The sequence below is a fragment of the Microbacterium sp. genome, from assembly GCF_043427715.1.
In the GTDB taxonomy this organism is placed as follows: domain Bacteria; phylum Actinomycetota; class Actinomycetes; order Actinomycetales; family Microbacteriaceae; genus Microbacterium.
This window is the reverse complement of sequence record NZ_JBHWTD010000102.1, coordinates 1-26070: the sequence shown is the minus strand read 5'-3', so window position 1 is coordinate 26070 and position 26070 is coordinate 1. Positions and strand designations below refer to the sequence as shown.

Genomic DNA, 26070 nt, shown 5'->3' with positions numbered 1-26070 from the left:
ACTGGTCAAGAGCCATCGTGCGTCGTGTCTTTCTGTGAGTAGCTTTAGTCGGTTCTCACTGACCATCGCACGATGGCTCACCACGTCAACGACGTGACACCCAGCACCGAGAACTACACCACCCCAGGGGACGCCACCCTGCGAGGACGAGCATGATCCAGAACAGCCGACGGAACTGCCCCACATGATCTCCATGACTCGCATGACCGCCATGTCCACTGTGATCGCCATGACCGGAGTGGTCTCCGTGCCCGTCGTGGCCGGTGTGGTGAGCGTGGTGCTCGTCCCCGACATCCCGGGTGTGCTGCTGATGGCCAGCGTGCTCCGCCTGGGCCGGATTGGTTGGGGTGTCGTCCGCGTGGCCCTTGGGGTGGCGAGTGGTGTGTTCGTTCATGTTCGTCTCTCCGGGTGTGCCGACGCTCTTCGCGGCGCTGATCGCAGCTCGTCTGCGTCTAGGAAGCGGGCTGGATCTCGCTCTCGACGACCCACTTGTGGCTGGTCATGGTCATGCCGCCGGCTTCGAAGTCGACGGAGCCTGACCCGGTTTCCCGGGCGGTTCTTCTGTGTTGATCATGCCGCGATGTCGGCGGTGGTGTGAAGGTCTTCGTCGTCGGCGGGGCTGAGATCGCCGAGGCTGGTGTGTCGGCGGCGAGGGTTGTAGAAACCCTCGATCCACTCGAACATGGCCGACGCAAGCTGCGCGCGGGAGCCCCAGCTCGTGCGGTCGAGGAGCTCGCGTTGCATCGTCGACCAGGACGACTCGATGAGCGCATTGTCGTCAGAGCCGAATCGGTAGGGCGGGTGGGACTTGAACCCACGATCGTCGGGTTATGAGCCCGCTGCCTTGACCAGCTTGGCCACCGCCCCCTGTGGATATGAGCCTAACGCGAGCGGCGGTCGTCGTCTTTCACCGGCGGCTCCGGCCAGACCTTCGACACGGCCTCGGTGATCCGAATCGAGCCGGTGGAGGGCTTTGACCCGTCGGTGAACGTGCCGCTGCCGCGCGGGATCGGGATCTCCTGACTCCCGCTCACCACCTGCGGGTGGTGCCGGGCGAGCTGGAAGACGCCCACGATGGCGAGGGCGCCGGCGATCACGAACCCGACGTAGGCGCCGAAGGGCGCGCCCTGCGCCTCGTTGAGGACGGCGAGGCCGATGACGATCGCGACGATCGGGTCGATGACGGTGAGCCCGGCGATCACGAGGTCAGGCGGACCCGACGAGTACGCCGTCTGCACGAAGTACGCCCCCATGGCCGTGCCGGCGAGGAGCGCCACGACGCAGAGCAGGGTCAGCCACTCGAAGTCGCCCGATTGGATGCGGCTGATGACGACCTTTGCGAGGGTCGCCACGAACCCGTAGACGATGCCGGCGGCGACGATGTAGAACAGGGCGCGCATGCGCTTGCGGAGCGTCACCCACAGCACACTGAGCACGACCACCACGCCCAGCAGGATCGCGAGCACGGTGAGCAATTGCGGATCGCTGACCGGTTCTTCCGTCGCGTAGAGGGCGGCCACCGTCACGAAGACGAAGATGCCTCCGACGCAGAGCCCGATCGCGAGGATGGAGCGCCGCGTGGGTTTGTGCCCGCTGATCCGCGCATTCAGCAGGGTCGTGATGACCAGCGAGATGGCACCGATCGGCTGCACCAGGATGAGCGGGGCGAACGACAGCGCCGCCAGCTGGCAGACGATCGCGAGGCCGAGCATGACGGTGCCGAGAACCCACGACGGCCGCCGCAGCAGCCGGACCAGCTGCCCACCGGAGAGTCCTGATGCGCCGGCGCGCTCGGTCTCCCTCTCGACCTTCTGGACGCCGCGGTGCTGGTACTGCGCACCGAACGACATGAAGACGGCGCCGAGAACGGCGAGCGGGATGCCGATGAGTATCGCGGGGTTGCGGAACACGCCGACGAGCTCGTCGGTGAGTTCGCCGATGTCGACCGCCAGCTCAAGCACGACCCCGACGATACCTGGGTGACCGCTCAGTAGGCTGGAGGCGTGGCCGTTCTACCGATTCGCATCATGGGAGACCCCGTTCTCCACGCCGTCGCCGCACCCGTGGACGAGGTGACCGACGAGACCCGCACCCTTGTCGCGGACATGTTCGAGACGATGGATGCCGCTCCCGGCGTGGGTCTGGCGGCGCCGCAGGTCGGCGTGGGGCTGCGCATCTACACGTACTCCTACGAGGACGATGAGGGTCAGCCCTGGCGGGGCGTGATCATCAATCCCGAACTGTGGATGACGCCGCCCGAGCCCGGCTCCCCCGACCCCGACGACGAGTCGGAGGGCTGCCTGTCGTTCCCCGGGGAGCGGTTCCCCCTGCGCCGCTCCGACGAGGTCCGTGTCACCGGCACTGATCTCGAGGGCGAGCCCGTCGAGATCCGTGTCGATGGATGGCGTGCCCGGATCATGCAGCACGAGTTCGATCACCTCAACGGCATCCTGTACATCGATCGTCTCGACGACTCCGATTGGAAGACGACCCAGAAGATCGCGCGCAAGCGCGGGTGGGGCAAGCCCGGCAACCGTTGGCTGCCCGGCGTCGACGACCTCGACGCCTGAACGGCCGTCTCAGCGTCCGGTGGGACGAAGTCGCGCCTCTCGGGATGCCACGTGCACCCCGACGCCGGTCGCCCCGTCGGTGTGCTCATGGACCGGTCCGAGTCTGGACGCAACGATTTCCGTGTGAAGACTTCCCGTAAGTCCGGGGACCCCTGAGAGTGCGTGCAGATGCGTTCCGATGCGGCCGAATACGCGAAAATCCCCGGGAGTCCGGGGATTGCGCGGCTTGTGTGGCTCCCCGGCTTGGACTCGAACCAAGAACCTATCGGTTAACAGCCGATTGCTCTGCCAATTGAGCTACCGAGGATCAGTCACCCGCGGGCGGGCAACTTGAATATCGTACCAAAGCTCAGGGGGTGGTCACGACATCAGGCACCGATGCGTGTCGCCTCATCGGGCGTCCACCGAAGCTCGTCGAGGTTCGGCCCGACCCCGACGGTGTATCCGGACCGCAGCACGAGCACCTGCGCGCCCAGACCGCTGACGAGGTCGCGGTCGTTGGTCACCGCGACCACCGACATGCCGTTCTCGCACCGGCGGACGAGGGCGTCCAACACGGCGGGGCGCGCGTCGACATCGAGGTTCGCATACGGCTCGTCCGCGATCAGCACGCTCGGGTCGAGCACGAGGCTCCGCGCGATCGCGACGCGCTGGCGCATGCCCGAGCTGAGCTCGTATGGGTACTTCTGTGCCGCACCGATCGGCAGGTGCAGTTCATCGAGCAACGCGGCGACGCGCAGGGCCAGCACACTCTCGTTGACCTTCCGGTCGCGTGTGGTGATCGGCTCAGCGACGATCTCCGACACCGTGAACCGGGCGGGCAGCGTGGAGTTCGAGCCCTGCACCAGGTATCCGGTACGGAAGGTGCGGATCCGGCGGGCGCGGCCTCGCGCCCGGAGCGAGACACCGGCGACCTCCGCGGAACCCCCGACGATCGTCAGCTCACGGGGCTGCGAACCGGCCAGCGCGGCCGCCAGGCTCGACTTCCCCGAGCCGGTCGCGCCCATGACAGCGAGCGACTCCCCCGGCCTGAGCGAGAACGTGACCCCGTCGACGACGCGCATCCCGACCGGCGCGCGCTGGATCGAGAGATCATCGCATCTCACGGATGCCGCGGCGTCCTCGTCACTGGCCATGGCTCTCATCCTGCCCGGTCGGGGCACCAGCCGCTATTCGCGCTCGGCCAGAACCCGACGACGCTGATCGAGTTCACGCAGGGCGACGCGGACGCGGCGCCCTTCCTCCGAGTCGGCGGGCACGCGCTGAACGGCGCCGAGCAGCTGGGCCTTCTCCTGGTCGACCGCGCGCAGACGAAGTCTGCGGCACAGCGCGAACGCCGACAGCTTCGCATCCGCCTCCGTCAGAGCGGGGAACGCGGAGGTCAGCAGCTCGGCCGTCAACGACCGGTACGGTTCGCGCGTGGCATCCACCGCCGCCGTCGCCCAGCCGACGCGGGTGCGATCGGGCTGCGCGATGACCGCCTGGCGCACGGCTTCGAGCGCGGGGTGCTGCATCGGAATCGCCAGTGCGGCGTCGACCTCCGCGGCGTCGATGGCGTGCCCGTACTGCAGCACGCCCATCAGCGCGTCGCGTTCGAGAGTGACAGCCGCGGCCCGTGGCAGCGTTGCGATCGTGACGCGGACGCTCTCGGCCGGAGCCTCAGGGGTCTCCACCGGCGGCGACGCGTTGTCGCGCGAGGCGCGGCTGCCGCGTGCGGCGCGCTCGACCGCAGGGGTGACCTCACCGAGGTCCATGCCGAGCTTGCGGGCGAGCACGCGGGTGTATCCGGGGCGCAGGGACGAGTCCCGGATCTCCGCGACGATCGGCGCGGCGGCGCGAAGCGCCCCCACCCGCCCTTCGACGCTCGCGAGATCGAAACCGGCGAGCTTCTGATCGATGACGAACTCGAACATCGGCGCCTTGGCATCCATCAGGGCACGCACGGCACCGTCGCCGCGATTCAGGCGCAGGTCGCACGGGTCGAGCCCGTCCGGCGCGACGGCGACGTAGGTCTGCGCGGCGAAACGCTTCTCGTCGGCGAAGGCGCGCAGTGCGGCCTTCTGCCCGGCGGCATCCGGGTCGAAGGTGAAGATGACCTCCCCCGACGCGCTGTCGTCGCCCATGACGCGCCGGAGAACCGAGATGTGGTCGGAGCCGAACGCCGTGCCGCAGGTGGCGATCGCCGTCGTGATGCCGGCGAGGTGGCACGCCATCACGTCGGTGTAGCCCTCGACCACGACGACGCGGTGCGAGCGGGAGATGTCCTTCTTCGAGAGGTCGAGGCCGTACAGGACCTGCGCCTTCTTGTAGATGGGGGTCTCGGGCGTGTTGAGGTACTTCGGCCCCTGGTCGTCGTCGTAGAGCTTTCGCGCTCCGAACCCGATCGTCTGCCCGGTGAGGTCGCGGATCGGCCAGACCACGCGACCGCGGAACCGGTCGTACACGCCGCGCTGTCCCTGCGAGACGAGACCCGCGGTCGCGAGCTCCTCATCGCTGAACCCCTGCGCACGCAGCGCGTCGCGCATGTTGTTCCAGCCCTTGGGCGCGTAGCCGATGCCGAAGTGGGCCGCGGCGCCGGCATCGAATCCGCGCTCACCGAGGAAGCGGCGCCCGGCCTCGGCCTCAGCGCTCGCCAGCTGCGACCGGAAGTACTCCGCCGCCGCCGTACTGGCCTGGTAGAGCCGCGTGCGACCGCTCGTCTCGGGGGCGGATCCGCCGTCCTCGTAGTGCAGCGTGTAACCGATGCGGCCGGCGAGCCGCTCGACCGACTCGGTGAAGGTGAGGTGGTCCATCGCCCGGAGAAACGAGTACACGTCTCCCGATTCACCGCACCCGAAGCAGTGGTAGTAGCCCACCTGCGGACGCACGTGGAAGCTCGGGCTGCGCTCATCGTGGAACGGGCAGAGCCCCTTCATCGAGCCGACGCCGGCGGACTTCAGCGCGACCCGCTCCCCCACGATGTCCGCGATGTTGGTGCGTGCCTTCACCTCGTCGACGTCGGCTTGCCGGATGCGCGCCATCAGAGCCCTTCGATCGGCTCGGGAAGGGCGAATCCGGGGGATGCCACGATGCGCGACCCCGCGGGCCACAGGCCCAGCTCGCGCAGGTCGACGGGGCCGACGAGCGCGGAGTGCCACTCGATCGCGAAGCGGTCGGTGAGGGTCGCGACCTGATCGACGACGACGCGCTTGCGCTCGGCATCGGTCTGCGCGGCGGCGAAGTCGACGGCGTGGATGCGGTCGAGGTGCTCGGGTCGCTCGAGCAGAGCCGAGGCGAGCCGCTTGAGCACCCGACGCTGCTCCTTGTAGAGCCCCTTGCGCCCGTCGATCGAGACGACGAACGCGCCGATCGTGCCCTTGAGCACCGCCATCTCGGCCTCGATCACGCGGGGCACGATCATGCGCCCACGGTAGCGGGTGAGAGCGGGCGTGTCGTAGTGCTCGCGCGTTGCGGCCGTCGCGGCGCGCGCGAACCGACCGATGAACTCGGAGGTCAGGTTCTTCAGCTGCGCGACCGAGGCACGGGTCCCGTCGAACTCGGTGAGCCACTCGGGCAGCCGCACGAGGCGGTACAGCGCGTCAGCAAGCTCGTCGCGGCTGAAGCCGAGACCGACCCATGACTGGATCGCGGTGAGCAGCGACTCCCGTTCGCGGGCGTCGGCGAGCCGGCGCGGGTCGAGATAACCGTTCAGCACGGCATCTTCGAAGTCGTGCACCGAGTACGCGATGTCGTCGGAGAGGTCCATGACCTCGGCCTCGATGCAGCGGACGCGGCCGGGGGCGCCCTGACGCATCCACGCGAAGACGGCCTCGTCCTCGGCGTAGACGCCGAACTTCTGCCGGCCGCCCGGGTCGGGGATGGCGTGGGCGGAGGTCCACGGGTACTTGCACGTCGCGTCGAGGCTCGCGCGGGTGAGGTTCAGCCCGAAGCTCTGTCCGTCATCGTCGACGACCTTCGGCTCGAGCCGGGCGAGAATGCGCAGCGACTGCGCGTTGCCCTCGAACCCGCCGATGTCTTCGGCCCAGTCGTTGAGCGCGCGCTCGCCGTTGTGACCGAACGGCGGATGCCCGAGGTCGTGGCTCAGGCACGCGGTGTCGACCACGTCGGGCGAGAGCTCGAGCGCGATCGCGAGCTCGCGACCGACCTGCGCGACTTCGAGCGAGTGTGTGAGGCGGTTGCGCGCGAAGTCGGCGGGGCTCGCGGGACTCAGCACCTGCGTCTTCGCGGCGAGGCGCCGGAATCCGGCGGAGTGCAGGACGCGGGCGCGGTCGCGCGCGAACCCGTCGCGCTGCGACCGATGCCGCTCCGGATGGAAGCGCTCCGCGTCGACGTCGTCATATCCGGCGGGGCGTCCGGGCGCGACGCCCACCCCGCTCGCCGGCTCAGCCACCACTGGTGTCGAGTTCTGCATCTGCCAGGGTGGCGGATGCCGCCTCCCCCAGGTCCCGCGAATCCAGCCACCCGTCCGGCAGCGCCGGACGCTTGGGCGTGCCGGCACGTCCACGCTGACCCTCGGCGGCCGCCCCGGGGTAGGGAGCGGCCAGGTCGAGCGTGGCGAGGAGGTCGTCGATCTCGGCGAGCGTCGATGCCGTGGCGAGCTTGGCTCGCAGGTCGCCGCCGACCGGATAGCCCTTGAAGTACCAGGCGACGTGCTTGCGGATGTCGCGGCAGCCGCGCCCCTCGTCCTCGAAGAACTCGACGAGCAGCTCCGCGTGACGGCGGAACGCGGTGGCGACGAACCCGAGGGTCGCATCGACCGGCGGCGCGGCGTGCCCGGAACCGAGAGTGCGAGCGAGATCACCGAACAGCCACGGCCGCCCGAGACACCCGCGACCGACGACGACGCCGTCGCAGCCGGTCTCCGACATCATCCGTTCGGCGTCCTCCGCCGACCAGATGTCACCGTTGCCGAGCACAGGCACGCTGGTGACGGTCTCCTTGAGCTTCGCGATGGCCGACCAGTCGGCGGTGCCGGAGTAGAACTCGGCGGCCGTGCGGGCGTGGAGCGCAACGGCGGCGACACCGGCGTCCTCGGCGATCCGTCCGGCATCCAGATAGGTCAGGTGGTCATCATCGATACCCTTGCGCATCTTCACCGTCAGCGGGATGTGCTCCGAGGCCTTCGCGGCGCGCTCGACGATCTCACGGAAGAGGCCGGTCTTCCACGGCAGGGCAGAACCACCGCCCTTGCGGGTCACCTTCGGCACCGGGCAGCCGAAGTTGAGGTCGATGTGGTCGGCGTGGTCCTCGGCGACGATCATGCGGACGGCGGCCTCGACGGTCGTCGGATCGACGCCGTAGAGCTGGATCGACCGCGGCGTCTCCGACTCGTGGTGGCGGATGAGGCGCATCGTCGTCGCGTTGCGCTCGACGAGCGCACGCGTCGTGATCATCTCGCTGACATAGAGGCCGGCACCGTACTCACGGCACAGGCGTCGGAACGCCGTGTTGGTGATGCCGGCCATCGGCGCGAGGACCACGGGCGCATCGAGCGTGATCGGCCCGATGGTCAAGGGTGCGGGAGGAGCGGCGGCGGTGGTGGACATATCGAATCCATTCTCCCAGACCCCACGGACGCTCGGGATCGTCGCACCCCTATGGTGGAGACATGACTGAGACCGCCTCGCTGCGAGAGATCCCCTTCACCACTGCGGACGGGTCAGAGACGACCCTGTCGAACCTCGGGGACAAGACCTTCCTCGTCGTCAACGTGGCATCCAAGTGCGGCCTCACGCCGCAGTACGAGCAGCTCGAGCAATTGCAGAAGACGTACGGCGAGCAGGGACTTCAGGTCATCGGGTTCCCCTGCAACCAGTTCATGGGGCAGGAGCCGGGCTCGATCGACGAGATCCTCGACTACTGCGCCGTGACGTGGGGCGTGAGCTTCCCGATCATGGACAAGGTCCGCGTGAACGGCTCGCATGCGGCACCGCTCTACAAGGCGCTGAAGAAGACGCCCAACGCGGAGGGCGCGAAGGGGCCGGTGATGTGGAACTTCGAGAAGTTCCTCGTCACGCGCGACGGCAGCGTGCACCGCTTCCGCCCCCAGACCAAGCCCGACGAGCCCGAAGTCATCGCCGCCATCGAGGCCGCGCTCGCCTGAGGACTCAGGCCGGTCCGGGCGCCGTCAGGACGCGGATGCCACGGTGCGCTCGCCCCACACCTGGCGGGCGATCTGCGCGAAGGCGGCCGGCGGCTGCGCGCCGCTGACGCCGTACTTGCCGTCGATCACGAAGAAGGGCACACCCTGGATGCCGTACGCCTGCGCCTGCTTCTGGTCGGCGCGGACGTCAGCGAGGTAGCGGCCGCTTTCGAGCACCTCACGCGCGGCATCCGCGTCGAGACCGACCTCGGCAGCAAGCGCGACGAGGTCGTCGACACGGCCGACGTGACGACCCTCGGTGAAGTACGCGGCCATGAGCCGTTCGGCCATCTCGATCTGCTTTCCGTTCGCCTTCGCGAAGTGGATGAGTTCGTGTGCCTTCACGGTGTTCGTGTGCTGCATCTTCTCGAAGTGGTACTCGAGGCCCGCGTTCGCGGCCACGCCGGTGACGTGCTCGTGCATCTGCGCCGCCTGCTCGCGAGAGATCCCCTTGTGCTCGGCGAGGAAGTCGGAGATGTCGCCATCGAAGTCGACCGGGGTGTCGGGCGAAAGCTCGTACGAGTGGTAGGTCACCTCGACCTTCGGTGCGTCGTCATCGCCGGCGGTCTGGGCGAGGCCGACCTCGAGGTTTCGCTTGCCGATGTAGCACCACGGGCAGGCGATGTCGCTCCACACGTCGATCTTGATTGCGTCCGTCACACCGGGTGCAACGCGAGTTCCGCAACGATCTATTCCCCGCGCGGGAACATTCGTCCGACGCGCTCAGGAGGCGGTGGGCGTGTCGATGGCGCCGCCGAAGCGGCGGTCACGCGAGAGGTACAGCTCGATCGCGCCCCACAGGTCGGTGCGCGAGAAGTCAGGCCAGAGCGTGTCGAGGAAGACCATCTCGGCGTACGCGGCCTCCCAGAGGAGGAAGTTCGACGTGCGCTGTTCACCGCTGGAGCGGATGAACAGGTCGACGTCGGGCATGTCGGGCACGTACAGGTGACGGCGCAGCAGCTTCTCAGTGATCGCCGAGGGCTTCAGGCGCCCGGCGGCGATCTGCTCGCCCATCGCCCGCATCGCGTCGATGAGCTCGTGGCGCCCGCCGTAGTTGACGCACATCGTCAGGGTGAGGACGTCATTGCCCTTCGTGAGCTCCTCGGCGAACTGCAGCTCCTTGATGACAGAGCCCCACAGCCGGGGCTTGCGTCCCGCCCAGCGCACGCGGACGCCCCACTCGTTGAGCTGGTCGCGGCGGCGGTGCAGCACGTCGCGGTTGTAGCCCATGAGGAAGCGCACCTCGTCGGGCGAGCGGCTCCAGTTCTCGGTGCTGAACGCGTACACGCTGAGGTGCTTCACGCCGGCCTGCACCGCACCGGCGACGACATCGAGCAGCACCTCCTCGCCCGCACGGTGCCCCTCGATGCGCGTGAGTCCGCGCCGGTTCGCCCACCGGCCGTTGCCGTCCATGACGATCGCAACGTGGTTCGGCACGCCGCCCTTGGGGAACGACGGCGGGTAGAGGCCGGTCCAGTCGAGCGGGCGGTAGGGCACCGCGTCGCGATGTGTGTACGGCTTCGGACTCACCGAGGCGCCTCCAGGTGTGACAGTGAGCGGATGCCGCGCTCGAGGTGGAACTGCGCGTAGGCAGAGATCAGGCCCGACGAGGCCGCCGTGGCACCGGAGGACGCGGCATCCACCACGTCCCACTCCCCCGCCAGCAGCGCGCGGAGCAGATTGCCGGTCTCCGGGGCGACCCGCGCCGACCCCGCGGGAGCGCAGTTGCCGCACACGATCCCGCCGAGCTGAGCGACGAACCAGTCGTGCGGGCCGGGCGCGCCGCAGCGGGCGCACGCCTGCAGCGAGGGCGCCCACCCCGACAGCGACATGACGCGCAGCAGGTAGGAGTCGAGCACCGACCGTGGGGCATGCTCGCCGCGTGCGAGCGCTCGGAGCCCGCCGACGAGAAGGAGGTACTGCTGCGGCGTCGCCTCCGCCTCGTTGAGCCGGTCGGCGGTCTCGGCCATCGCGTACGCCGAGGTGTAGCGGTCGTAATCGGTCGCGATGTCGGCCCCGTACGCGCCGAGCGACTCGGCCTGCTGCACGATGTCGAGCGAGCGGCCTTTGTACAGCTGAACGTCGGCGACCATGAACGGCTCGAGCCGAGCGCCGAACCGCGATGAGGTGCGCCGGACGCCCTTCGCGACGGCCCGGACCTTGCCGTTGCGGCGGCTCAGCATCGTCACGATGCGGTCCGCCTCCCCCAGCTTGTGGGTGCGCAGGACCACGACCTCGTCGCGGTATGTCGGCATCTGCCCATTATCCCGCGACGGGGCACAATGAAGGCGTGACCGAGACGCAGTTCCTCATCCCGCTGTGGGCCGACCTCACCGCCGTCGGCCTCGGCGGCGTGCAGGGAGCCCTGTTCGCGTCGGGGTTCGTGGGCCAGCGACGCCTCGATCTGCTCGGCGTCGCGATCATCGGCATCGTCATGGGGCTCGGCGGCGGCATGATCCGCGACCTGCTGCTGAACACGACGCCGGTGGCGCTCCAGAGCAACTGGTACCTGCTGACCGTCACCGGCGGTGCGCTGCTCGGCATGCTCCTGGCAGGGGTCTTCCACCGTCTCAACGCCGTCATCGTCGCACTCGACGCGGTCGCGATCGGCATGTTCGGAGCCCTTGGCACGACGAAGGCTCTCGCGCTCGGGATGCCGGAAATCCCCAGCGTCTTCGTCGGCGTCTGCGCCGCGGTCGGCGGCGGCCTCCTCCGCGACGTGTTCATGGGACTGCCGGTCGCGATGATGCACGTCGGATCGCTGTATGCCGTGGCGGCGCTCGGCGGATGCGCCGTGCTGGTCGGTCTCGACGAGCTCGGCGTGGCCGCCGTGCCCGCCGCGATCACCTGCATCGCGGTGACCGCCGTCATCCGCGTGCTCGCGGTCGTCTTCGATCTGTCGCTGCCCGAGCAGCGCGCCCTCTACCGCCGCAAGGTGGCCGTCGAGACCTCGTCGATCCCCGTCGTCAAGCCCTGACGCCGCGCCGCGGCATCCGCTCGACGTGTCAGACGGCGGCGAGCTGGCCGGCGCGGGTGCGGATGGCGCGGTTGACGGCGGAGACGACGGCCTTGAGGCTCGCGGTCGAGATGTCGCCGTCGATGCCGACGCCCCACAGGCGCTGGTCCTCGACCTGCAGTTCGACGTAGGCGGCAGCGTGCGCGTCGCCGCCGGCGCCGAGCGTGTGCTCGACGTAGTCGTACAGCGAGATGTCGAAGCCGCGCTCGCGGAGGATCGCGAGGAACGCGGCGATCGGACCGTTGCCGGTTCCCTGAGCGGGCACCCGGTCATCGCCGTCGCGCAGGGTCACCTCGAGGGTGACGTCGCCCGACAGGTCGCTCTGGGTGCGGGTGGAGAGCAGCTCGAAGCGGCCCCACTTGTCATCTGACGCTGATGCCGGCAGGTACTCGTCCGAGAAGATCGACCAGATCTGGTCGCTCGAGACCTCGCCGCCTTCGGCGTCGGTCTTGGCCTGCACGACGCCGCTGAACTCGATCTGGAGCTTGCGGGGCAGGTCGAGGGCGTGATCGGTCTTGAGCAGATAAGCGACGCCGCCCTTGCCGGATTGCGAGTTCACGCGGATGACGGCCTCGTACGAGCGGCCCAGGTCCTTCGGGTCGATCGGCAGGTACGGCACGGCCCACTCGATCTGGTCGACGGTCGTGCCCTCGGCCGCGGCCCGGGCATCCATCGCCTCGAAACCCTTCTTGATGGCGTCCTGGTGCGAGCCGCTGAAGGCGGTGAAGACGAGGTCGCCGGCCCAGGGGCTGCGCTCGGGAACGGGCAGCTGGTTGCAGTACTCGGCGGTCCGCTTGACGTGGTCGATGTCGCTGAAGTCGATCTGCGGGTCGATGCCCTGCGTCAGCAGGTTGATGCCCAGCGCGACGAGGTCGACGTTGCCGGTGCGCTCGCCGTTGCCGAAGAGGCAGCCCTCGATGCGGTCGGCGCCGGCCATGTAGCCGAGCTCAGCGGCGGCGATCGCGGTGCCGCGGTCGTTGTGCGGGTGCAGCGACAGGATGACGTTCTCGCGGTGCGCCAGGTGACGGCTCATCCACTCGATCGAGTCGGCGTAGACGTTCGGGGTGGCCATCTCGACGGTCGCGGGCAGGTTGATGATGACCTTGCGCTCGGGCGTCGGCTCGAAGACCTCGATGACCTGGTTGCAGACGTCGACCGCGAACTCCAGCTCGGTGCCGGTGTAGCTCTCGGGCGAGTACTCGTAGTAGACGGTCGTCTCGGGGATCGTCTTCTCGTACTCGCGGCACAGCCGCGCACCCTCGAGCGCGATGTCGATGATGCCCTGCTGGTCGGTGCGGAAGACGACCTCGCGCTGCAGCACGCTCGTGGAGTTGTACAGGTGCACGATGGCCTGCTTGGCGCCGGCGATCGACTCATAGGTGCGCTTGATGAGGTGTTCGCGCGCCTGCGTCAGCACCTGGATGGTCACGTCGTCGGGGATCAGCCCGTCTTCGATGAGCTGGCGGACGAAGTCGAAGTCGGTCTGGCTCGCGGAGGGGAAGCCGACCTCGATCTCCTTGTAGCCCATCTTCACGAGCAGCTCGAACATGACGCGCTTGCGCTCGGGGCTCATCGGATCGATGAGGGCCTGATTGCCGTCGCGCAGGTCGACGGCGCACCAGCGGGGTGCCACCTCGATGCGCTTGCCCGGCCAGGTGCGGTCGGGCAGGTCGACGCGGATGAGCTCCGAGTACGGGCGGTACTTGTGGATCGGAGCGGCGGAGGGCTTCTGGTTGTTACGCATGATGTGGCTTCTTCTCTCGTCTACGTGGTTCGGGCCCACGGAAAAGCTCCGCGACGAGAGAGGCCCTGATTACTGCGAGGTCTCGTCGCGGCAGCTAAGAAGGAGCGTGCCGGAGCGCATGGGTTCAGGGTACACCCGAACGCCGGGCCACTGATTCCCGAGGCGTGAGACGGACCGCGCTCCACCGACACTCTCAGGGCATGATGCACCGTCGCCTCGCAGCCGGCCTGACCCTCGCCGCCGCTGCCCTGCTCACCTCCTGCGCCACGCCCTCGGCCTCGACACCGGCCGCGGGTGCTCCCGACGGCCCTGCGTTGGGATCCGTGTCGCCTGGCCTCCCCGGTGGTGACGTCGTCGGCCAGGGCACGGTGCTCGACACGGGCAACGGCGCTCAGCTCTGTCTCGGCCCGGTCGCCGAGTCCTACCCGCCGCAGTGCTCGGGCATCCCGCTCGAAGGCTGGTCGTGGGACGACGTCGACGGATCCGACTCCGCGAACGGCACCACATGGGGCGCCTACGCCGTGCAAGGGACCTACGACGGCGAGGTCTTCACCGTCACGCAGCCGCCCATCATGCTGGCGCTCTACGACCCGATGATGCGGGACGATCCCACCGGCGGGAAGGCGGGATCGGCGACGGATGCCGATGTCGACACGATCCAGCAGGATCTCCCTGACCTCCTGGGCGATGCCTACCTGGGTTCGTACCCGGACAACGGCTGGGTGTGGGTCGACGTGGTGTGGGACGACGGCACCTGGCAACAGGCCGCCGAGGAGGACTACGGCGCGGATGCCGTCGTCGTCCGCTCGGCGTTGACCGAGGTCGACTGAGCGCGCCCGGAAGCGCGCCTGCTCAGAAACCGAGCCGCCCCAGCTGCTTCGGGTCGCGCTGCCATTCCTTCGCGACGCGCACGCGCAGTGAGAGGAAGACCCGGCGTCCGACGAGGGGCTCGATGCCCGCGCGGGCGCGGGCGCCGACATCGGCGAGGCGCGAGCCCTTCTTGCCGATGATGATCGCCTTCTGGCTGTCGCGCTCGACGACGATGTTGGCGTAGATGTCGGTGAGATCGCTGTCCTCGCGGTCGGAGACGTCCTCGACGGTCACCGCGATCGAGTGGGGCAGCTCGTCGCGCACGCCGTCGAGTGCGGCCTCGCGGATGATCTCGGCGATCCGGTCATCGAGGCTCTCGTCGGTGACGACACCCTCCGGGTAGAGCGCCGGACCCTTCGGCATCAGCTTGAGCAGCTCGTCCGAGAGCACGTCGAGCTGGTCGTCGGTGACGGCCGAGAGCGGGATGACGGCGGCCCAGTCCTCGCGCAGGCTGTCGACCTCCATGAGGCGCTCGGTGATCTCGTCACGCGAGGCGATGTCGACCTTCGTAACGATCGCGACCTTCTTCGCCCGCGGATACCCGTCGAGGGAGGCCGCGATGCGACGGTCACCGGGGCCGACCTTCTCGGTCGCCGGCACGAGGAACCCGATCGCGTCGACGTCGCCGAGCACCTGTTCGACGAGGTCGTTCAGTCGCTGACCGAGCAGCGTGCGCGGCTTGTGGATGCCGGGGGTGTCGACGATCACGAGCTGACCGGCGGGCCGGTTCACGATGCCGCGGATGGCGCGGCGGGTCGTCTGCGGCTTGTCGCTCGTGATGGCGACCTTCTCCCCGACGAGGGCGTTGGTCAGGGTGGACTTGCCGACATTCGGACGGCCGACGAAGGTGACGAAACCGGATCGGTTGCTCACGGTGTTACTCCGATCCCCGCGAGACGCGGATCTCTCCGGTGGACGGCGCGAACGCGGCATCCGCTGCTTCGAGGCTCTCGGAGCGCTCGACGAACACGGTGGCGAGCCCACGACCACGGCCCCGAGAAGTACCGCCGGTCATCACCAGACCGCCGTACTCGACGCGCGCGCCGGGAACGGGCACGCTGCCGAGCGCCTTGCCGAAGAGGCCGCCGATGGAGTCGACGTCCTCGTCCTCCAGTTCGATGCCGAACAGGTCGCCGACCTCGTCGAGCCCGACGCGCGTGCTCACCCGGAACCGGCCATCGCCCATGTCGGAAACTTCGGTGGAGCGCAGGTCGTACTCGTCGGCGATCTCACCCACGAGCTCCTCGATGAGGTCCTCGAGGGTCACCAGCCCCGAGACGCCGCCGTACTCGTCGACGACGAGGCAGACGTGCACCGCTTCGCGCTTCATCTGCTGCAGCAGCGTCTCCGCGCGCATCGACTCGGGGACGAAGACGGCGGGGCGGGCGATCTGCGCGACGGGGACGCCGCGCCACGCGGTCTCGTCGCGGAACGCGAACTGCACGAGGTCCTTGAGGTAGACGACGCCAGTGATGTCGTCCGCTTCGCCGTCGGCGACCGGGATGCGGGAGACGCCGCGGGCGAGGAACAGGGTCATCGCCTGCTGCGTCGTCGTCGCGGCATCCACCGTCACCATGTCGGTGCGCGGCACCATGACGGCGCGGACGAACCGATCCGTGAAGTCGAAGACGGAGTGGATCAGGTCGCGGTCCTCCGCCTCGATGAGGTCGTGCGACGCGGCCTCGTCGACCATGCTGAGCAGCTGCTCCTCGGAGGCGAACGACGTGGTGCGCTGGATGCCGGGAGTCAGCCGGTCACCGACGATCACGAGCAGGTGCGCGAGCGGACCGAGGCCGCCTCGTGCGGCCCGGATCAGCGGAGCACACACACGGAGGAACGCCTTCGAGTGCTGCCGTCCGACCGCCCGCGGGGACGCGCCGACGAGGACGAACGACGTGATCGTCATGACGATGACGGCGGCGAGCATCGCCCACCAGATGTTCTCGAACAGCAGGGTGAACGCAACGGTGACGAGCACGGCGGCGGCGGTCTCGACGAGGATGCGGATGAACACGACGGCGGTGCGGTGCGCGTCGGGGTCGGCAGCGATCTTCAGCAGCGACGCGGAGCCGCGGCCGCTCTCGGCGAGGGTCTCGAGGTCGGTGCGCGAGGTGACGTCGAGGGCCGCCTCGAGGGAGGCCATGAGCCCGCCGAGCGCGACGAGCAGGACCGCGGCGACGAGGAGGAGGATCTCGGTCATGGGCGGCGTCGGCGCTCACTGGCGCGGAACGACGCGATGAGTTCCTTCTGCAGCCCGAACATCTCGCGCTCTTCCTCCGGCTCGGCGTGGTCGAACCCGAGCAGGTGGAGCAGGCCGTGCGTGGTGAGGAGGATGAGCTCGTCGACGGTGGTGTGCTTCGCGGCCGCCGCCTGCGTCTCCGCGACCTGGGGGCACAGCACGATGTCACCGAGGAGCCCGGCGGGTGTCGGGGACTCGTCGGTGCCCGGGCGCAGCTCATCCATCGGGAAGCTCAGCACGTCGGTGGGTCCGGGCTCGTCCATCCACTGCACGTGAAGGGCTTCCATGGCGCCCTCGTCGACGAGGAGGATCGCGAGGTCGGCGTCGGGGCTGACGTGCAGCTCGGCGAGGTTGTGCTCGGTGAGACGGAGCAGCACCGTCTCGTCGACGTCGACGCCGGACTCGTTGGTGATCTCGATGGTCATGAACGTCCTCGCTTGGGCTGGCGGTCGCGGGGACCACTCGGTCGAATGCTCGAGCGCCGTTCGGCGCGGTTGGCGAACTCCGTGGCCTCGTCGCGTTCGCGCCGGGCCGCGAGCCGCTCCTCGTCGTACACGCTGTACGCGTCGACGATGCGACCGACGAGCGTGTGGCGCACGACGTCGGCGCTGGTGAGCATGGAGAAGTGGATGTCGTCGATGTCCTTCAGGACGCGGGTCACCAAGCGGAGGCCCGACGCACCCTGCGGCAGGTCGATCTGGGTGATGTCGCCGGTGACGACCATGCGGGTGCCGAACCCGAGACGCGTCAGGAACATCTTCATCTGCTCGGGCGTCGTGTTCTGCGCCTCATCGAGGACGACGAACGAGTCGTTGAGGGTGCGACCGCGCATGTACGCGAGCGGGGCGACCTCGATGGTGCCGGATGCCATGAGCTTGGGGACCAGTTCGGGGTCCATCATCTCGTTCAGCGCGTCGTAGAGCGGCCGCAGGTACGGGTCGATCTTGTCGGTGAGGGTGCCGGGGAGGAACCCGAGACGCTCTCCCGCTTCGACGGCGGGGCGGGTGAGGATGATGCGGCTGACCTCCTTGCGCTGCAGGGCCTGCACGGCCTTCGCCATCGCGAGGTAGGTCTTGCCGGTGCCGGCGGGACCGATGCCGAAGACGATCGTGTGCTCCTCGATCGCGTCGACGTACTCCTTCTGCCCCATCGTCTTCGGGCGGATCACCTTGCCGCGCGAGGAGAGGATCGCCTCCCCGAGCACCTCGGAGGGACGCATCCCGCTGTCGGAACGGAGGATGCGGCTGGACTGCGTGACGTCGCTCGGATCGAGGCCCTGGCCCGCGCGGGCCATGCCGATCAGTTCGTCGACGAGCGCGCGGGCGCGCGCGACGGCGCCGGAGTCACCGGTGAGGGTGATCTCGTTGCCGCGCACGTGAACCTGCACGTCGGGGTGCTCGCGCTCGACGGCGCGCAGGAGCCGGTCCTGCGGGCCGAGGAGCTGGACCATCGCAACGCCGTCCGCGTAGATGCGGTCGACGGTTTGCGGCGCGGTCGCGCCGGTGCTGTTCGAGCCCTCAGCGGGGCCTGCGGTGTCGATGTGGTCAGTCACCCAGGGTCCCTTCGGGGAGGCCGCCGCCGAGAACGTGGGCGTGCACGTGGAAGACGGTCTGACCGGCTTCCGCGCCGGTGTTGAAGACGAGTCGGAAGTCGCCGCCGGTGTGTTCGGCGGCCAGGGTGTTCGCCAGCGCCACCATCTCCGCCAGGATCGCGGGGGCTCCGGCGGCGAGCTCGACGACGTTGCGGTACTGCTCGGTCTTCGGGATCACGAGGAGGTGCACAGGCGCCTGCGGCGCGATGTCACGGATGGCGAAGACGTTCTCGGTCTCGGCGATGATCTCCGAGGGGATCTCACCCCGGAGGATGCGCGTGAAGATGGACGGTTCGCTCATGTCTCCAGTCTAGCCAGCGGCCTTCTCCACAGGCCGGTCACCAGCGGCCGAGCGCGGCGTTGACGAGCGCGAGGGCCACCGGGCCCGCAGTCGAGGTCCGCAGGACCGTGTCGCCGAGACGGACGAGGGTCGCCCCGGCATCCGTCAGCATCACCAGCTCCTCGGGGGCGATGCCGCCCTCGGGCCCGACCACCAGGACGATGTCCGAATCGCCCCCCGAAAGGTCGAGACCGGTGAGCGCTCGGTCCGCGGTCGGTTCGAGGACGAGCATGCGGCAGTGTGCGGCGCGCCCGGCGAGGGTGCGGGTGCTGACGGGTTCCGTCACCTCGGCGAGCCAGGTGCGGTGCGCCTGCTTCGCCGCTTCGCGGGAGATGGTGTCCCAGCGTGCGACACCCTTGGCGGCCTTCGGGCCCTCCCACCGGGAGACGCTCCGGGTCGCCTGCCAGGGCACGATCTCGTCGATGCCGAGCTCGGTGGCCGCCTGCACCGCGAGCTCGTCACGGTCCCCCTTCGCGAGGGCCTGCACGAGCACCGTCCGCGGTCGCTGCGCGGGTGTCTCCTCGCGCGCGAGCACCGTCACGACCACTTCCTTCGGGGCGACGGATGCCACCGTCCCCACCAGCCGGACGCCGCGGCCGTCGCCGACGGTGACGTCCTCCCCCACGCGCACGCGCCGAACGGCGGCGGCGTGGTGGGCTTCGGCACCGGTGAGGGTGACGGTGTCACCGGGACCGGCGACGGTCGCGGCATCCAGCAGGAAATGGAGCGCCATGATCAGCGCTTGAACTTGTCGCGGAGCTTCGCGAACAGACCGGGGTGGAACTCCGCCAGGTGCGGCGGCCCGGGCTTGGTGCGCTTGGCGAGCTCCTGCACGAGCGCGCGCGACTTCGGGTCGAGGTGCGCGGGCGTCACGACCTGCACCGCGACACGGAGATCACCGCGGACAGAGCCGCGCAGCGGCGTGATGCCGCGCTCGCGGATCGTCAGCACATCGCCCGACTGCACGCCGGCGCGGAGGTCGAGATCGACCGACCCGTCGAGGGAGTCGATCGTGACGCTCGTGCCGAGGATGGCGTCGACCATCGAGACCTCGAGGGTCGCGAGCAGGTCATCGCCGTCGCGGCTGAACACGTCGTGCGGCTCGACGGTGACCTCGAGGTAGAGGTCGCCGTTGGGGCCGCCGGCGGGGCCGACCTCGCCCGAGCCGGGCAGCTGGAGGCGGAGCCCCGTCTCGACACCTGCGGGAATGTCGATCGACACCGTGCGGCGGGCACGCACGCGACCCTGGCCCTGGCAGCTCGAGCAGGGGTACGGGATCGTGGTGCCGTAGCCCTGACAGGTAGTGCACGGCTGCGAAGTGACGACGTTGCCGAGCAGGCTCCGCACGGTGCGCTGCACCTGGCCGGAACCGTGGCAGATGTCGCAGGTGACCGGCTGCGTGCCGGGCTGGCAGCACGAGCCCTGGCAGGTCTCGCAGAGCACGGCCGTGTCGACCTCGAGGTCGCGGTGCACGCCGAAGACGACGTCGCCGAGGGTGAGGTCCACGCGCACGAGAGCGTCCTGTCCCCGCTCACGGCGCGAACGGGGCCGGCCCGCGCGGGCACCGCCTCCGGTGGCGCCGCCGAAGAAGGTCTCGAAGATGTCGCTGAAGCCGCCGAAGCCGGCGCCGGCGCCACCGAACGCGGAGTCGCCGCCCATGTCGTACCGCTGGCGCTGCTCGGGGTCGCTCAGCACGTCGTACGCGTGCGTGACGAGCTTGAACCGCTCGGCCGCGTCCTCGCCCGGGTTCACATCCGGGTGGAGCTGGCGCGCCAGTCGTCGATACGCCGTCTTGATCTCGTCGGGGCTCGCTTCACGCGACACACCGAGGACCTCGTAATGGTCAGCCACAGTCACCTTTCCGGCCCGCAGGCCGCGTCGTTCAGCGCGCCTTCTCGTCTTCTTCGAGAAGGCGGCCCAGATAGTGCGCGACGGCACGGACCGCCGCGAGATTGGAGGGGTAATCCATGCGGGTGGGGCCCATGACACCCAGCCGCGCCCGTGAACCGGTCGCGTCGTAATCGCCGGCGACGACGGATGCCTCGGCAAGGCCGAACGGCTCGTTCTCCCGCCCGATGCTCGTCGCCAGCCCCTGATCGTCCGCGACCATCTCCCCCATCAGCCTGAGCAGGGTGACCTGTTCCTCGATCGCCTCGAGGAGCGGGTAGATGCTGCCGCGGAAGTCCGCTTCACGGCGGGCCAGCGTGGCCGAACCCGCCATGACGAGGCGATCGCTGCGGAACTCCTCGAGCTCCTCGGCGAGGGTGCGCAGCACGATACGTGTGTTGTCCTCGCGTTCGGGCGCGGGCTCGTCGAGCAGCGCCCCGATGGCGACGACGCCGTCGCGCACACTCTTGCCGGTGAGCAGGCTCGCCATGGCGTGCTTGAGCTGCGCCGTCTCGTCGGAGGTGGGCTCGGATGCCAGGAACGTCACCCGCTGGGAGACCCGGCCGGTGTCGGTCACGACGATGAGCACGATCCTCGGCCCGCCGAGGTGGACGACCTCGACGTGCGAGACGTTGGCCTGCGCGAACGACGGGTACTGCACGATCGCGACCTGACCGGTGAGCCGGGTGAGCGTCCGGACGGTGCGCACGAGGAGGTCGTCGAGGTCGCCGGTGTCGGCGAGGAAGGCGCCGATGGCCGAGCGCTGCGCCGTGCTCAGCGGTCGGAGTTCGGCGAGGTGGTCGACGAAGACGCGGTAGCCCTTATCGGTGGGCACCCGGCCCGACGAGGTGTGCGGCGCGGCGATGAGCTCCTCGTCCTCGAGGAGCGCCATGTCGTTGCGGATCGTCGCGGCGGAGACCCCGAACTGATGACGGTCGACGATCGCCTTGCTGCCGACGGGCTCGCGCGTATCGACGTAGTCCTGCACGATCGCACGAAGGACTTGCAGTCCGCGTTCCGAGACCATGATCCCTCCTCCGCTGGCACTCTCGGTTGACGAGTGCCAATTCTAACGCGCCGCGAGGGCCGATGCGTGGATCACGCGGTCAGCGCCCGCACCACGGCATCCGCGAGAAGGCGCCCTCGCCGGGTCAGCACGACCGTCCCGGCGATCGCCGACGCGCCGTCGATGAGGCCGTCGGCGATGAGGGATGCCACGGCCTTCCGGCCGGCGACGGTCGCCTCCGAGACGGGCACTCCGTCGACGATGCGCGAACGGAGCAGGATGGCCTCCAGCTGTCGCGCCTCATCGTCCGGTCGTTCTCGGCCCGCCGCGGGAGAGTGCCCGGCGGCCATCCGCTGTGCGTACGCCGCGGGGTGCTTCACGTTCCACCAGCGGAGCCCGCCGATGTGGCTGTGGGCACCGGGTCCGTAGCCCCACCAGTCCTGGCTTCGCCAGTACGACAGATTGTGCCGCGAACGCTGCGCGCGGTCGGTCGACCAGTTGGACACCTCGTACCAGCCGTACCCCGCCACCGCCAGGAGACGGTCCACGAGCTCGTACATGTCCGCCTGGAGATCGTCGTCGGGCGCGGGCACCTCGCCGCGGCGGATCTGCCGCTCGAGCTTCGTCCCGTCCTCGACGATGAGCGCGTAGGCCGAGATGTGGTCGGGCCGCAGTGCGATCGCGGTCTCCACCGACACCCGCCAGTCCTCGAGGGACTCCCCCGGCGCGCCGTAGATGAGGTCGAGGCTGACCGCGAGCCCCGCTCCCCGGGCGGCCGCGACCGCGGTCCCGATGTTCGCGGGGTCGTGGGTGCGGTCGAGGGCGGCGAGCACGTGCGGGACGGCCGACTGCATCCCGACCGACAGCCGCGTGACGCCGGCGTCTGCGAGGGTCTGGGCCACGGCATCCGTCATCGTGTCGGGATTGGCCTCAACCGTGACCTCCGCACCGTCCGCGAGCCCGAAGGCGTCACGGACGCCGGCGAGCATCCGCGCGAGGTCGCCCGGCGGCAGGAGCGTCGGGGTGCCGCCGCCGAAGAACACCGTCTGCGCGGGTCGGAGTTCGCCGCGGTCGACGAGCACGTTCCGAGAGAGCGCGATCTCGCGGAGGACCTCGTCGGCGTAGGCGTCCTGCCGTGCGCCGCGCAGCTCGGTCGCCGTGTAGGTGTTGAAGTCGCAGTAGCCGCAGCGCACCCGGCAGAACGGCACATGCAGATAGACGCCGAAGTCCACGTCCGGGTCGATCCGGATGTCGGCGGGAAGCAGTCCGTCAGCGGGCGCGGGGTCTCCGAGGGGAAGGGCGGAACCCATCAGGAGCCGGTCGCGTACAGCGGCGAGATGGCGCGGAGATAGCCCTGGAACAGCTCGCGCCGACGGCGCTTCACGAGCGGACGCCAGAGGCGGTAGAGCAGGCCCACGCGGCGGTCGAACGCGCGCACGGTGAACCACACCTCGTCGTCCTCGCGCCATTCGATCAGGAAGGACTCCTCGCCGCTGACGACGGAGCCTCCGACTGTGCCCAGCGCGAACCCGACCCGCCGCGGCTCGTCGGTGACCGAGATCACCCGCAGTTCGGCGTCGGCGCGCATGCCGCCCACGCGACCGCGGAGGTGCACCGTCGCTCCCGGGCTCACGTACGGCGTGCCGTCGGCGTCGAAGCGCTGCTCCTCGTCGAGGCGGCTGGCCTGCACCGGGTTGCCCTCCTCGTCGAAGCCGACGCCCGAGTACATCGGGCCGGAGGCCGGTCGCACGTCGCTGACGATCAGGCCGGCGCCCTTCTGGGCTCCCCACGCGAGCAGCTGGTCGGCGGACGTCCGGAACCGGGTCTCACCGCTGCCGATGCGCCACGACGCCTCGGCGGGAACGGTGCCCTCCGGCGGGTAGCCCATGAGGTCGGCGGCGTGCGTGGCCCCGACGGCGGCATAGTCGACCGTCCCGGTCTGGAAATTTCCCCGGCGCATGTCACCAGCCTTCCTGTTCGAACAGGGCCTACTTCTTGTCCTTGCCTTCGACGTCTCCCGAGAGGGCGGCGATGAACGCCTCCTGGGGGACCTCGACGCGTCCGACCATCTTCATGCGCTTCTTGCCCTCCTTCTGCTTCTCGAGGAGCTTGCGCTTGCGGCTGATGTCACCGCCGTAGCACTTGGCGAGGACGTCCTTGCGGATCGCGCGGATGTTCTCGCGGGCGATGATGCGCGCACCGATGGCGGCCTGGATCGGCACCTCGAACTGCTGGCGCGGGATGAGCTTGCGCAGGCGCTCGGTCATCATCGTGCCGTAGCCGTACGCCTTCTCGCGGTGGACGATCGAGCTGAACGCGTCGACCTTCTCCCCCTGCAGCAGGATGTCGACCTTCACGAGGTCGGCCGTCTGCGAACCGGCCGGTTCGTAGTCGAGGCTCGCGTACCCCTGCGTCTTCGACTTCAGGTGGTCGAAGAAGTCGAAGACGATCTCGCCGAGGGGCATGTTGTAGCGCAGCTCGACGCGGTCCTCGCTGAGGTAGTCCATGCCGAGCAGCGTGCCGCGACGAGACTGGCACAGCTCCATGACGGTGCCGACGTAGTCCTTGGGAAGGAGGATGCCGACCTTCACGACCGGCTCGGACACCTCGGCGACCCGCCCGTCGGGGTACTCGCTGGGGTTCGTGACCGTGACGGTCTCGCCGGTGTCGGTCATGACCTCGTAGGTCACCGACGGGGCGGTCGTGATGAGGTCGAGGCCGAACTCACGAGAGAGACGCTCGGTGATGATCTCGAGGTGCAGGAGCCCGAGGAATCCGCAGCGGAATCCGAAGCCGAGCGCGACCGAGGTCTCGGGCTCGTACTGCAGAGACGCGTCGGAGAGCTTCAGCTTGTCGAGCGCCTCACGGAGGTCGCCGTAGTCGCTGCCGTCGATCGGGTAGATGCCCGAGAAGACCATCGGCTTCGGGTCGGTGTATCCGGCCAGTTCCTCATCGGCGGGCTTGCGGTGGTTCGTGATCGTGTCGCCGACCTTGGACTGGCGGACGTCCTTCACACCGGTGATGAGGTAGCCCACCTCACCCACGCCGAGCCCCTGGGTGGGGATGGGCTCGGGGCTCGAGACGCCGATCTCGAGGAGGTCGTGCGCCGCCTTCGACGACATCATCTGGATCCGCTCACGCGGCTCCAGCTTGCCGTCGACCATCCGGACGTAGGTGACCACGCCTCGGTAGGCGTCGTAGACGGAGTCGAAGATCATCGCGCGCGCCGGCGCATCGGCGTTGCCGACGGGAGCGGGGATCTTCTCGACGATGAGATCGAGCAGCGACTCGACGCCCATGCCGGTCTTGCCGCTCACACGCAGCACGTCCTCGGGCCTGCCGCCGATGAGGTTCGCGAGCTCAGCCGCATACTTCTCGGGGTCGGCCGCCGGCAGGTCGATCTTGTTCAGCACCGGGATGATCTGGAGGTCGTTCTCCAGCGCCAGGTACAGGTTGGCGAGGGTCTGCGCCTCAATGCCCTGCGCTGCGTCGACGAGGAGCACAGCACCCTCGCACGCCGCGAGCGAACGGCTGACCTCGTAAGTGAAGTCGACGTGCCCGGGGGTGTCGATCATGTTCAGAGCGAACGTCCCGGCATCCGTCTGCCAGGGCATGCGCACGGCCTGGCTCTTGATCGTGATGCCGCGCTCACGCTCGATGTCCATGCGGTCGAGGTACTGCGCGCGCATGTCACGGTCGGCGACCACGCCGGTGATCTGCAGCATGCGGTCGGCCAGCGTGGACTTGCCGTGGTCGATGTGGGCGATGATGCAGAAGTTGCGGATCTGCGCGGGCGGGGTCGCCGCAGGCTGCAGAGGAGTGAGGGCGCGGGGTGACATGACCCGTCGAGTCTACCGGCGACCCGCCGGCCTTCCCTCCGGAGGGAACGTGCACACTAACCGGTCGCGCGGTCGACACGCCAGCCCCGACGCGGATGAGAAAGAGTTAACCGTTCTGACACTTGTGGCGCCACGGAACTGCCCGAATGCTCAGAGTGGCGGTCGGATCCTGCGCGGATCACCCAACGCGCCCGAACCGCCTCAGGAGAACACACACAGTGACGCATCCACACGCCCCTGCGCCCCAAGCCCACCCCGGCCTTCGACGGACAGGAGCCGCGCTCACTGCGGTGACCCTCTCCGCCGCGGGCCTCGCCTTCGCCCCGAGCGCGGCCACCGCTGCCGTCGACGCCGAGTCGACCCTCGTGATCAGCGAGGTCTACGGCGGCGGCGGCAACAGCGGAGCCCCGCTGAGCCGCGACTTCATCGAGCTGGCCAACACCGGCGACGAGAGCGTCGACCTGACCGGGTACAGCGTGCAGTACGCGTCCGCGACAGGTTCCTCGTGGCAGGTCACCCCCCTCGGCGCGATCGAACTCCCCGCCGGTGAGCAGCTGCTCATCGGGCAGGCGAGCGGCTCGAACACCTCGCTTCCCGGTGTCGACGCGGACGTCGAGGGCACCATCGCGATGAGCGGCTCCGGCGCGAAGGTCGCTCTCGTCTCCAGCGAGACGCCCCTCGCAGGCGCCAGCGGCATCGCCGACCTCGACCAGGTCGTCGACCTCGTCGGGTGGGGATCGACCGCATCCGCGTTCGCCGGCACCGCACCCGCCCCCGGCACCACGAACGCCACGAGCGTCTCCCGCGACGCCGAGTTCTCGAACAC

The 26070-nt window shown here is 69.2% G+C and carries 25 protein-coding genes, 2 tRNA genes and 1 pseudogene; 5 read left to right on the top strand and 23 right to left on the bottom strand.

Annotated elements, in window-relative coordinates:
• Positions 1 to 570: 570 nt before the first annotated feature.
• The 3 genes and pseudogenes from ACHFGS_RS10330 to ACHFGS_RS10320 form a co-directional block, all read right to left on the bottom strand.
• Positions 571 to 768 (bottom strand): annotated as a pseudogene (locus tag ACHFGS_RS10330) (integrase core domain-containing protein); the annotation flags it as partial.
• A gap of 25 nt (positions 769 to 793) precedes the next feature.
• Positions 794 to 867, bottom strand: a tRNA-Ile gene (locus ACHFGS_RS10325).
• A 14-nt stretch (positions 868 to 881) separates the two neighbouring features.
• Positions 882 to 1961, bottom strand: coding sequence for a DMT family transporter (locus ACHFGS_RS10320; RefSeq protein ID WP_394279200.1), 1080 nt, complete (start codon positions 1959 to 1961; stop codon positions 882 to 884).
• Between the two features lie 42 nt (positions 1962 to 2003).
• Here ACHFGS_RS10320 and def point away from each other — a divergent pair, with 42 nt between their 5' ends.
• Positions 2004 to 2570 (top strand): peptide deformylase, encoded by a 567-nt coding sequence (def, locus tag ACHFGS_RS10315; RefSeq protein WP_394279199.1) that lies wholly within the window; start codon positions 2004 to 2006, stop codon positions 2568 to 2570.
• 231 nt (positions 2571 to 2801) lie between these two features.
• Here def and ACHFGS_RS10310 read toward each other — a convergent pair.
• From ACHFGS_RS10310 to dusB, 5 genes are all read right to left on the bottom strand, one after another.
• Positions 2802 to 2877: transfer RNA gene (locus tag ACHFGS_RS10310), tRNA-Asn, on the bottom strand.
• 61 nt (positions 2878 to 2938) lie between these two features.
• Positions 2939 to 3706, bottom strand: a complete 768-nt coding sequence (locus tag ACHFGS_RS10305; protein ID WP_394279198.1) for an ATP-binding cassette domain-containing protein — start codon at positions 3704 to 3706, stop codon at positions 2939 to 2941.
• A 33-nt stretch (positions 3707 to 3739) separates the two neighbouring features.
• The gene (gene dnaG, locus ACHFGS_RS10300; RefSeq protein ID WP_394289443.1) at positions 3740 to 5590 is read right to left on the bottom strand and encodes a DNA primase; all 1851 of its coding nucleotides are present in this window, start codon (positions 5588 to 5590) and stop codon (positions 3740 to 3742) included.
• Positions 5590 to 6981, bottom strand: coding sequence for a deoxyguanosinetriphosphate triphosphohydrolase (locus ACHFGS_RS10295; protein WP_394280103.1), 1392 nt, complete (start codon positions 6979 to 6981; stop codon positions 5590 to 5592). Before ACHFGS_RS10295 ends, dnaG begins: the two co-directional genes overlap by 1 nt.
• Positions 6953 to 8116, bottom strand: coding sequence for a tRNA dihydrouridine synthase DusB (gene dusB / locus ACHFGS_RS10290; protein WP_394289442.1), 1164 nt, complete (start codon positions 8114 to 8116; stop codon positions 6953 to 6955). The genes ACHFGS_RS10295 and dusB overlap by 29 nt, the downstream gene beginning before the upstream one ends.
• Before the next feature lie 62 nt (positions 8117 to 8178).
• On the opposite strand from dusB, the gene ACHFGS_RS10285 reads away from it, so the two are divergent.
• Positions 8179 to 8673 (top strand): glutathione peroxidase, encoded by a 495-nt coding sequence (locus tag ACHFGS_RS10285; protein ID WP_394279258.1) that lies wholly within the window; start codon positions 8179 to 8181, stop codon positions 8671 to 8673.
• Positions 8674 to 8697: 24 nt separating this feature from the next.
• On the opposite strand, the gene ACHFGS_RS10280 is transcribed toward ACHFGS_RS10285, so the two are convergent.
• The 3 genes from ACHFGS_RS10280 to recO all read right to left on the bottom strand — a co-directional run bounded on the left by ACHFGS_RS10280 (position 8698) and on the right by recO (position 10967).
• A complete protein-coding gene (locus ACHFGS_RS10280; RefSeq protein ID WP_394279259.1) occupies positions 8698 to 9372 on the bottom strand; it encodes a DsbA family protein in 675 nt (224 codons plus the stop codon).
• Positions 9373 to 9435: 63 nt separating this feature from the next.
• Complete coding sequence (locus ACHFGS_RS10275) at positions 9436 to 10242, bottom strand: isoprenyl transferase (RefSeq protein ID WP_394279260.1); 807 nt, start codon at positions 10240 to 10242, stop codon at positions 9436 to 9438.
• Positions 10239 to 10967, bottom strand: a complete 729-nt coding sequence (recO, locus tag ACHFGS_RS10270) for a DNA repair protein RecO (protein ID WP_394279261.1) — start codon at positions 10965 to 10967, stop codon at positions 10239 to 10241. The genes ACHFGS_RS10275 and recO overlap by 4 nt, the downstream gene beginning before the upstream one ends.
• A 35-nt stretch (positions 10968 to 11002) precedes the next feature.
• On the opposite strand from recO, the gene ACHFGS_RS10265 reads away from it, so the two are divergent.
• Positions 11003 to 11689, top strand: coding sequence for a trimeric intracellular cation channel family protein (locus tag ACHFGS_RS10265; RefSeq protein WP_394279262.1), 687 nt, complete (start codon positions 11003 to 11005; stop codon positions 11687 to 11689).
• A 28-nt stretch (positions 11690 to 11717) separates the two neighbouring features.
• Here ACHFGS_RS10265 and leuA read toward each other — a convergent pair whose 3' ends face one another.
• Entirely contained in the window at positions 11718 to 13472 is a 1755-nt protein-coding gene (leuA, locus tag ACHFGS_RS10260) for a 2-isopropylmalate synthase (RefSeq protein WP_394279263.1), read from the bottom strand.
• Between the two features lie 200 nt (positions 13473 to 13672).
• Here leuA and ACHFGS_RS10255 point away from each other — a divergent pair, with 200 nt between their 5' ends.
• Positions 13673 to 14302, top strand: coding sequence for a hypothetical protein (locus ACHFGS_RS10255; protein WP_394279264.1), 630 nt, complete (start codon positions 13673 to 13675; stop codon positions 14300 to 14302).
• A gap of 22 nt (positions 14303 to 14324) precedes the next feature.
• Here the strand turns inward: ACHFGS_RS10255 and era are convergent, their stop codons facing one another.
• The 11 genes from era to lepA form a co-directional block, all read right to left on the bottom strand.
• Positions 14325 to 15275 carry a GTPase Era gene (era, locus tag ACHFGS_RS10250; RefSeq protein WP_394279265.1) on the bottom strand — a complete coding sequence of 317 codons (951 nt, stop codon included), beginning with the start codon at positions 15273 to 15275 and terminating at the stop codon, positions 14325 to 14327.
• Positions 15220 to 16542 (bottom strand): hemolysin family protein, encoded by a 1323-nt coding sequence (locus ACHFGS_RS10245; RefSeq protein WP_394279266.1) that lies wholly within the window; start codon positions 16540 to 16542, stop codon positions 15220 to 15222. The genes era and ACHFGS_RS10245 overlap by 56 nt, the downstream gene beginning before the upstream one ends.
• The gene (ybeY, locus tag ACHFGS_RS10240) at positions 16539 to 17006 is read right to left on the bottom strand and encodes an rRNA maturation RNase YbeY (protein WP_394279267.1); all 468 of its coding nucleotides are present in this window, start codon (positions 17004 to 17006) and stop codon (positions 16539 to 16541) included. The genes ACHFGS_RS10245 and ybeY overlap by 4 nt, the downstream gene beginning before the upstream one ends.
• Entirely contained in the window at positions 17003 to 18031 is a 1029-nt protein-coding gene (locus ACHFGS_RS10235) for a PhoH family protein (protein ID WP_394279275.1), read from the bottom strand. The genes ybeY and ACHFGS_RS10235 overlap by 4 nt, the downstream gene beginning before the upstream one ends.
• Before the next feature lie 94 nt (positions 18032 to 18125).
• Positions 18126 to 18473, bottom strand: a complete 348-nt coding sequence (locus tag ACHFGS_RS10230) for an HIT domain-containing protein (protein WP_394279268.1) — start codon at positions 18471 to 18473, stop codon at positions 18126 to 18128.
• A 37-nt stretch (positions 18474 to 18510) separates the two neighbouring features.
• A complete protein-coding gene (locus ACHFGS_RS10225; protein WP_394279269.1) occupies positions 18511 to 19245 on the bottom strand; it encodes a 16S rRNA (uracil(1498)-N(3))-methyltransferase in 735 nt (244 codons plus the stop codon).
• Between the two features lie 2 nt (positions 19246 to 19247).
• Positions 19248 to 20363, bottom strand: a complete 1116-nt coding sequence (dnaJ, locus tag ACHFGS_RS10220) for a molecular chaperone DnaJ (RefSeq protein ID WP_394289441.1) — start codon at positions 20361 to 20363, stop codon at positions 19248 to 19250.
• Positions 20364 to 20394: 31 nt separating this feature from the next.
• Positions 20395 to 21426: a heat-inducible transcriptional repressor HrcA gene (hrcA, locus tag ACHFGS_RS10215; protein ID WP_394279271.1), complete on the bottom strand. Its 1032-nt coding sequence runs from the start codon at positions 21424 to 21426 to the stop codon at positions 20395 to 20397.
• 71 nt (positions 21427 to 21497) lie between these two features.
• The gene (hemW, locus tag ACHFGS_RS10210) at positions 21498 to 22715 is read right to left on the bottom strand and encodes a radical SAM family heme chaperone HemW (protein ID WP_394279272.1); all 1218 of its coding nucleotides are present in this window, start codon (positions 22713 to 22715) and stop codon (positions 21498 to 21500) included.
• Positions 22715 to 23365 carry a DUF1990 family protein gene (locus ACHFGS_RS10205; RefSeq protein ID WP_394279273.1) on the bottom strand — a complete coding sequence of 217 codons (651 nt, stop codon included), beginning with the start codon at positions 23363 to 23365 and terminating at the stop codon, positions 22715 to 22717. Before ACHFGS_RS10205 ends, hemW begins: the two co-directional genes overlap by 1 nt.
• A 28-nt stretch (positions 23366 to 23393) precedes the next feature.
• Positions 23394 to 25244, bottom strand: a complete 1851-nt coding sequence (gene lepA, locus ACHFGS_RS10200; RefSeq protein ID WP_394289440.1) for a translation elongation factor 4 — start codon at positions 25242 to 25244, stop codon at positions 23394 to 23396.
• Between the two features lie 290 nt (positions 25245 to 25534).
• Here lepA and ACHFGS_RS10195 point away from each other — a divergent pair.
• On the top strand, positions 25535 to 26070 hold a 536-nt coding region (locus ACHFGS_RS10195; RefSeq protein WP_394289439.1), incomplete at its 3' end, for a lamin tail domain-containing protein.

Excerpts from the sequence above, each read along its gene's own strand:
- ACHFGS_RS10305 (WP_394279198.1), bottom strand. The coding sequence starts at position 3,706 with ATGGCCAGTGACGAGGACGCCGCGGCATCCGTGAGATGCGATGATCTC.
- dnaG (WP_394289443.1), bottom strand. The coding sequence starts at position 5,590 with ATGGCGCGCATCCGGCAAGCCGACGTCGACGAGGTGAAGGCACGCACC.
- ACHFGS_RS10295 (WP_394280103.1), bottom strand. The coding sequence starts at position 6,981 with ATGCAGAACTCGACACCAGTGGTGGCTGAGCCGGCGAGCGGGGTGGGC.
- dusB (WP_394289442.1), bottom strand. The coding sequence starts at position 8,116 with ATGTCCACCACCGCCGCCGCTCCTCCCGCACCCTTGACCATCGGGCCG.
- ACHFGS_RS10285 (WP_394279258.1), top strand. The coding sequence starts at position 8,179 with ATGACTGAGACCGCCTCGCTGCGAGAGATCCCCTTCACCACTGCGGAC.
- recO (WP_394279261.1), bottom strand. The coding sequence starts at position 10,967 with ATGCCGACATACCGCGACGAGGTCGTGGTCCTGCGCACCCACAAGCTG.
- leuA (WP_394279263.1), bottom strand. The coding sequence starts at position 13,472 with ATGCGTAACAACCAGAAGCCCTCCGCCGCTCCGATCCACAAGTACCGC.
- ACHFGS_RS10255 (WP_394279264.1), top strand. The coding sequence starts at position 13,673 with ATGATGCACCGTCGCCTCGCAGCCGGCCTGACCCTCGCCGCCGCTGCC.
- era (WP_394279265.1), bottom strand. The coding sequence starts at position 15,275 with ATGCCGCGTTCGCGCCGTCCACCGGAGAGATCCGCGTCTCGCGGGGAT.
- ACHFGS_RS10245 (WP_394279266.1), bottom strand. The coding sequence starts at position 16,542 with ATGACCGAGATCCTCCTCCTCGTCGCCGCGGTCCTGCTCGTCGCGCTC.
- ybeY (WP_394279267.1), bottom strand. The coding sequence starts at position 17,006 with ATGACCATCGAGATCACCAACGAGTCCGGCGTCGACGTCGACGAGACG.
- ACHFGS_RS10235 (WP_394279275.1), bottom strand. The coding sequence starts at position 18,031 with ATGGTCCAGCTCCTCGGCCCGCAGGACCGGCTCCTGCGCGCCGTCGAG.
- ACHFGS_RS10230 (WP_394279268.1), bottom strand. The coding sequence starts at position 18,473 with ATGAGCGAACCGTCCATCTTCACGCGCATCCTCCGGGGTGAGATCCCC.
- ACHFGS_RS10225 (WP_394279269.1), bottom strand. The coding sequence starts at position 19,245 with ATGGCGCTCCATTTCCTGCTGGATGCCGCGACCGTCGCCGGTCCCGGT.
- hrcA (WP_394279271.1), bottom strand. The coding sequence starts at position 21,426 with ATGGTCTCGGAACGCGGACTGCAAGTCCTTCGTGCGATCGTGCAGGAC.
- hemW (WP_394279272.1), bottom strand. The coding sequence starts at position 22,715 with ATGGGTTCCGCCCTTCCCCTCGGAGACCCCGCGCCCGCTGACGGACTG.
- ACHFGS_RS10205 (WP_394279273.1), bottom strand. The coding sequence starts at position 23,365 with ATGCGCCGGGGAAATTTCCAGACCGGGACGGTCGACTATGCCGCCGTC.
- lepA (WP_394289440.1), bottom strand. The coding sequence starts at position 25,244 with ATGTCACCCCGCGCCCTCACTCCTCTGCAGCCTGCGGCGACCCCGCCC.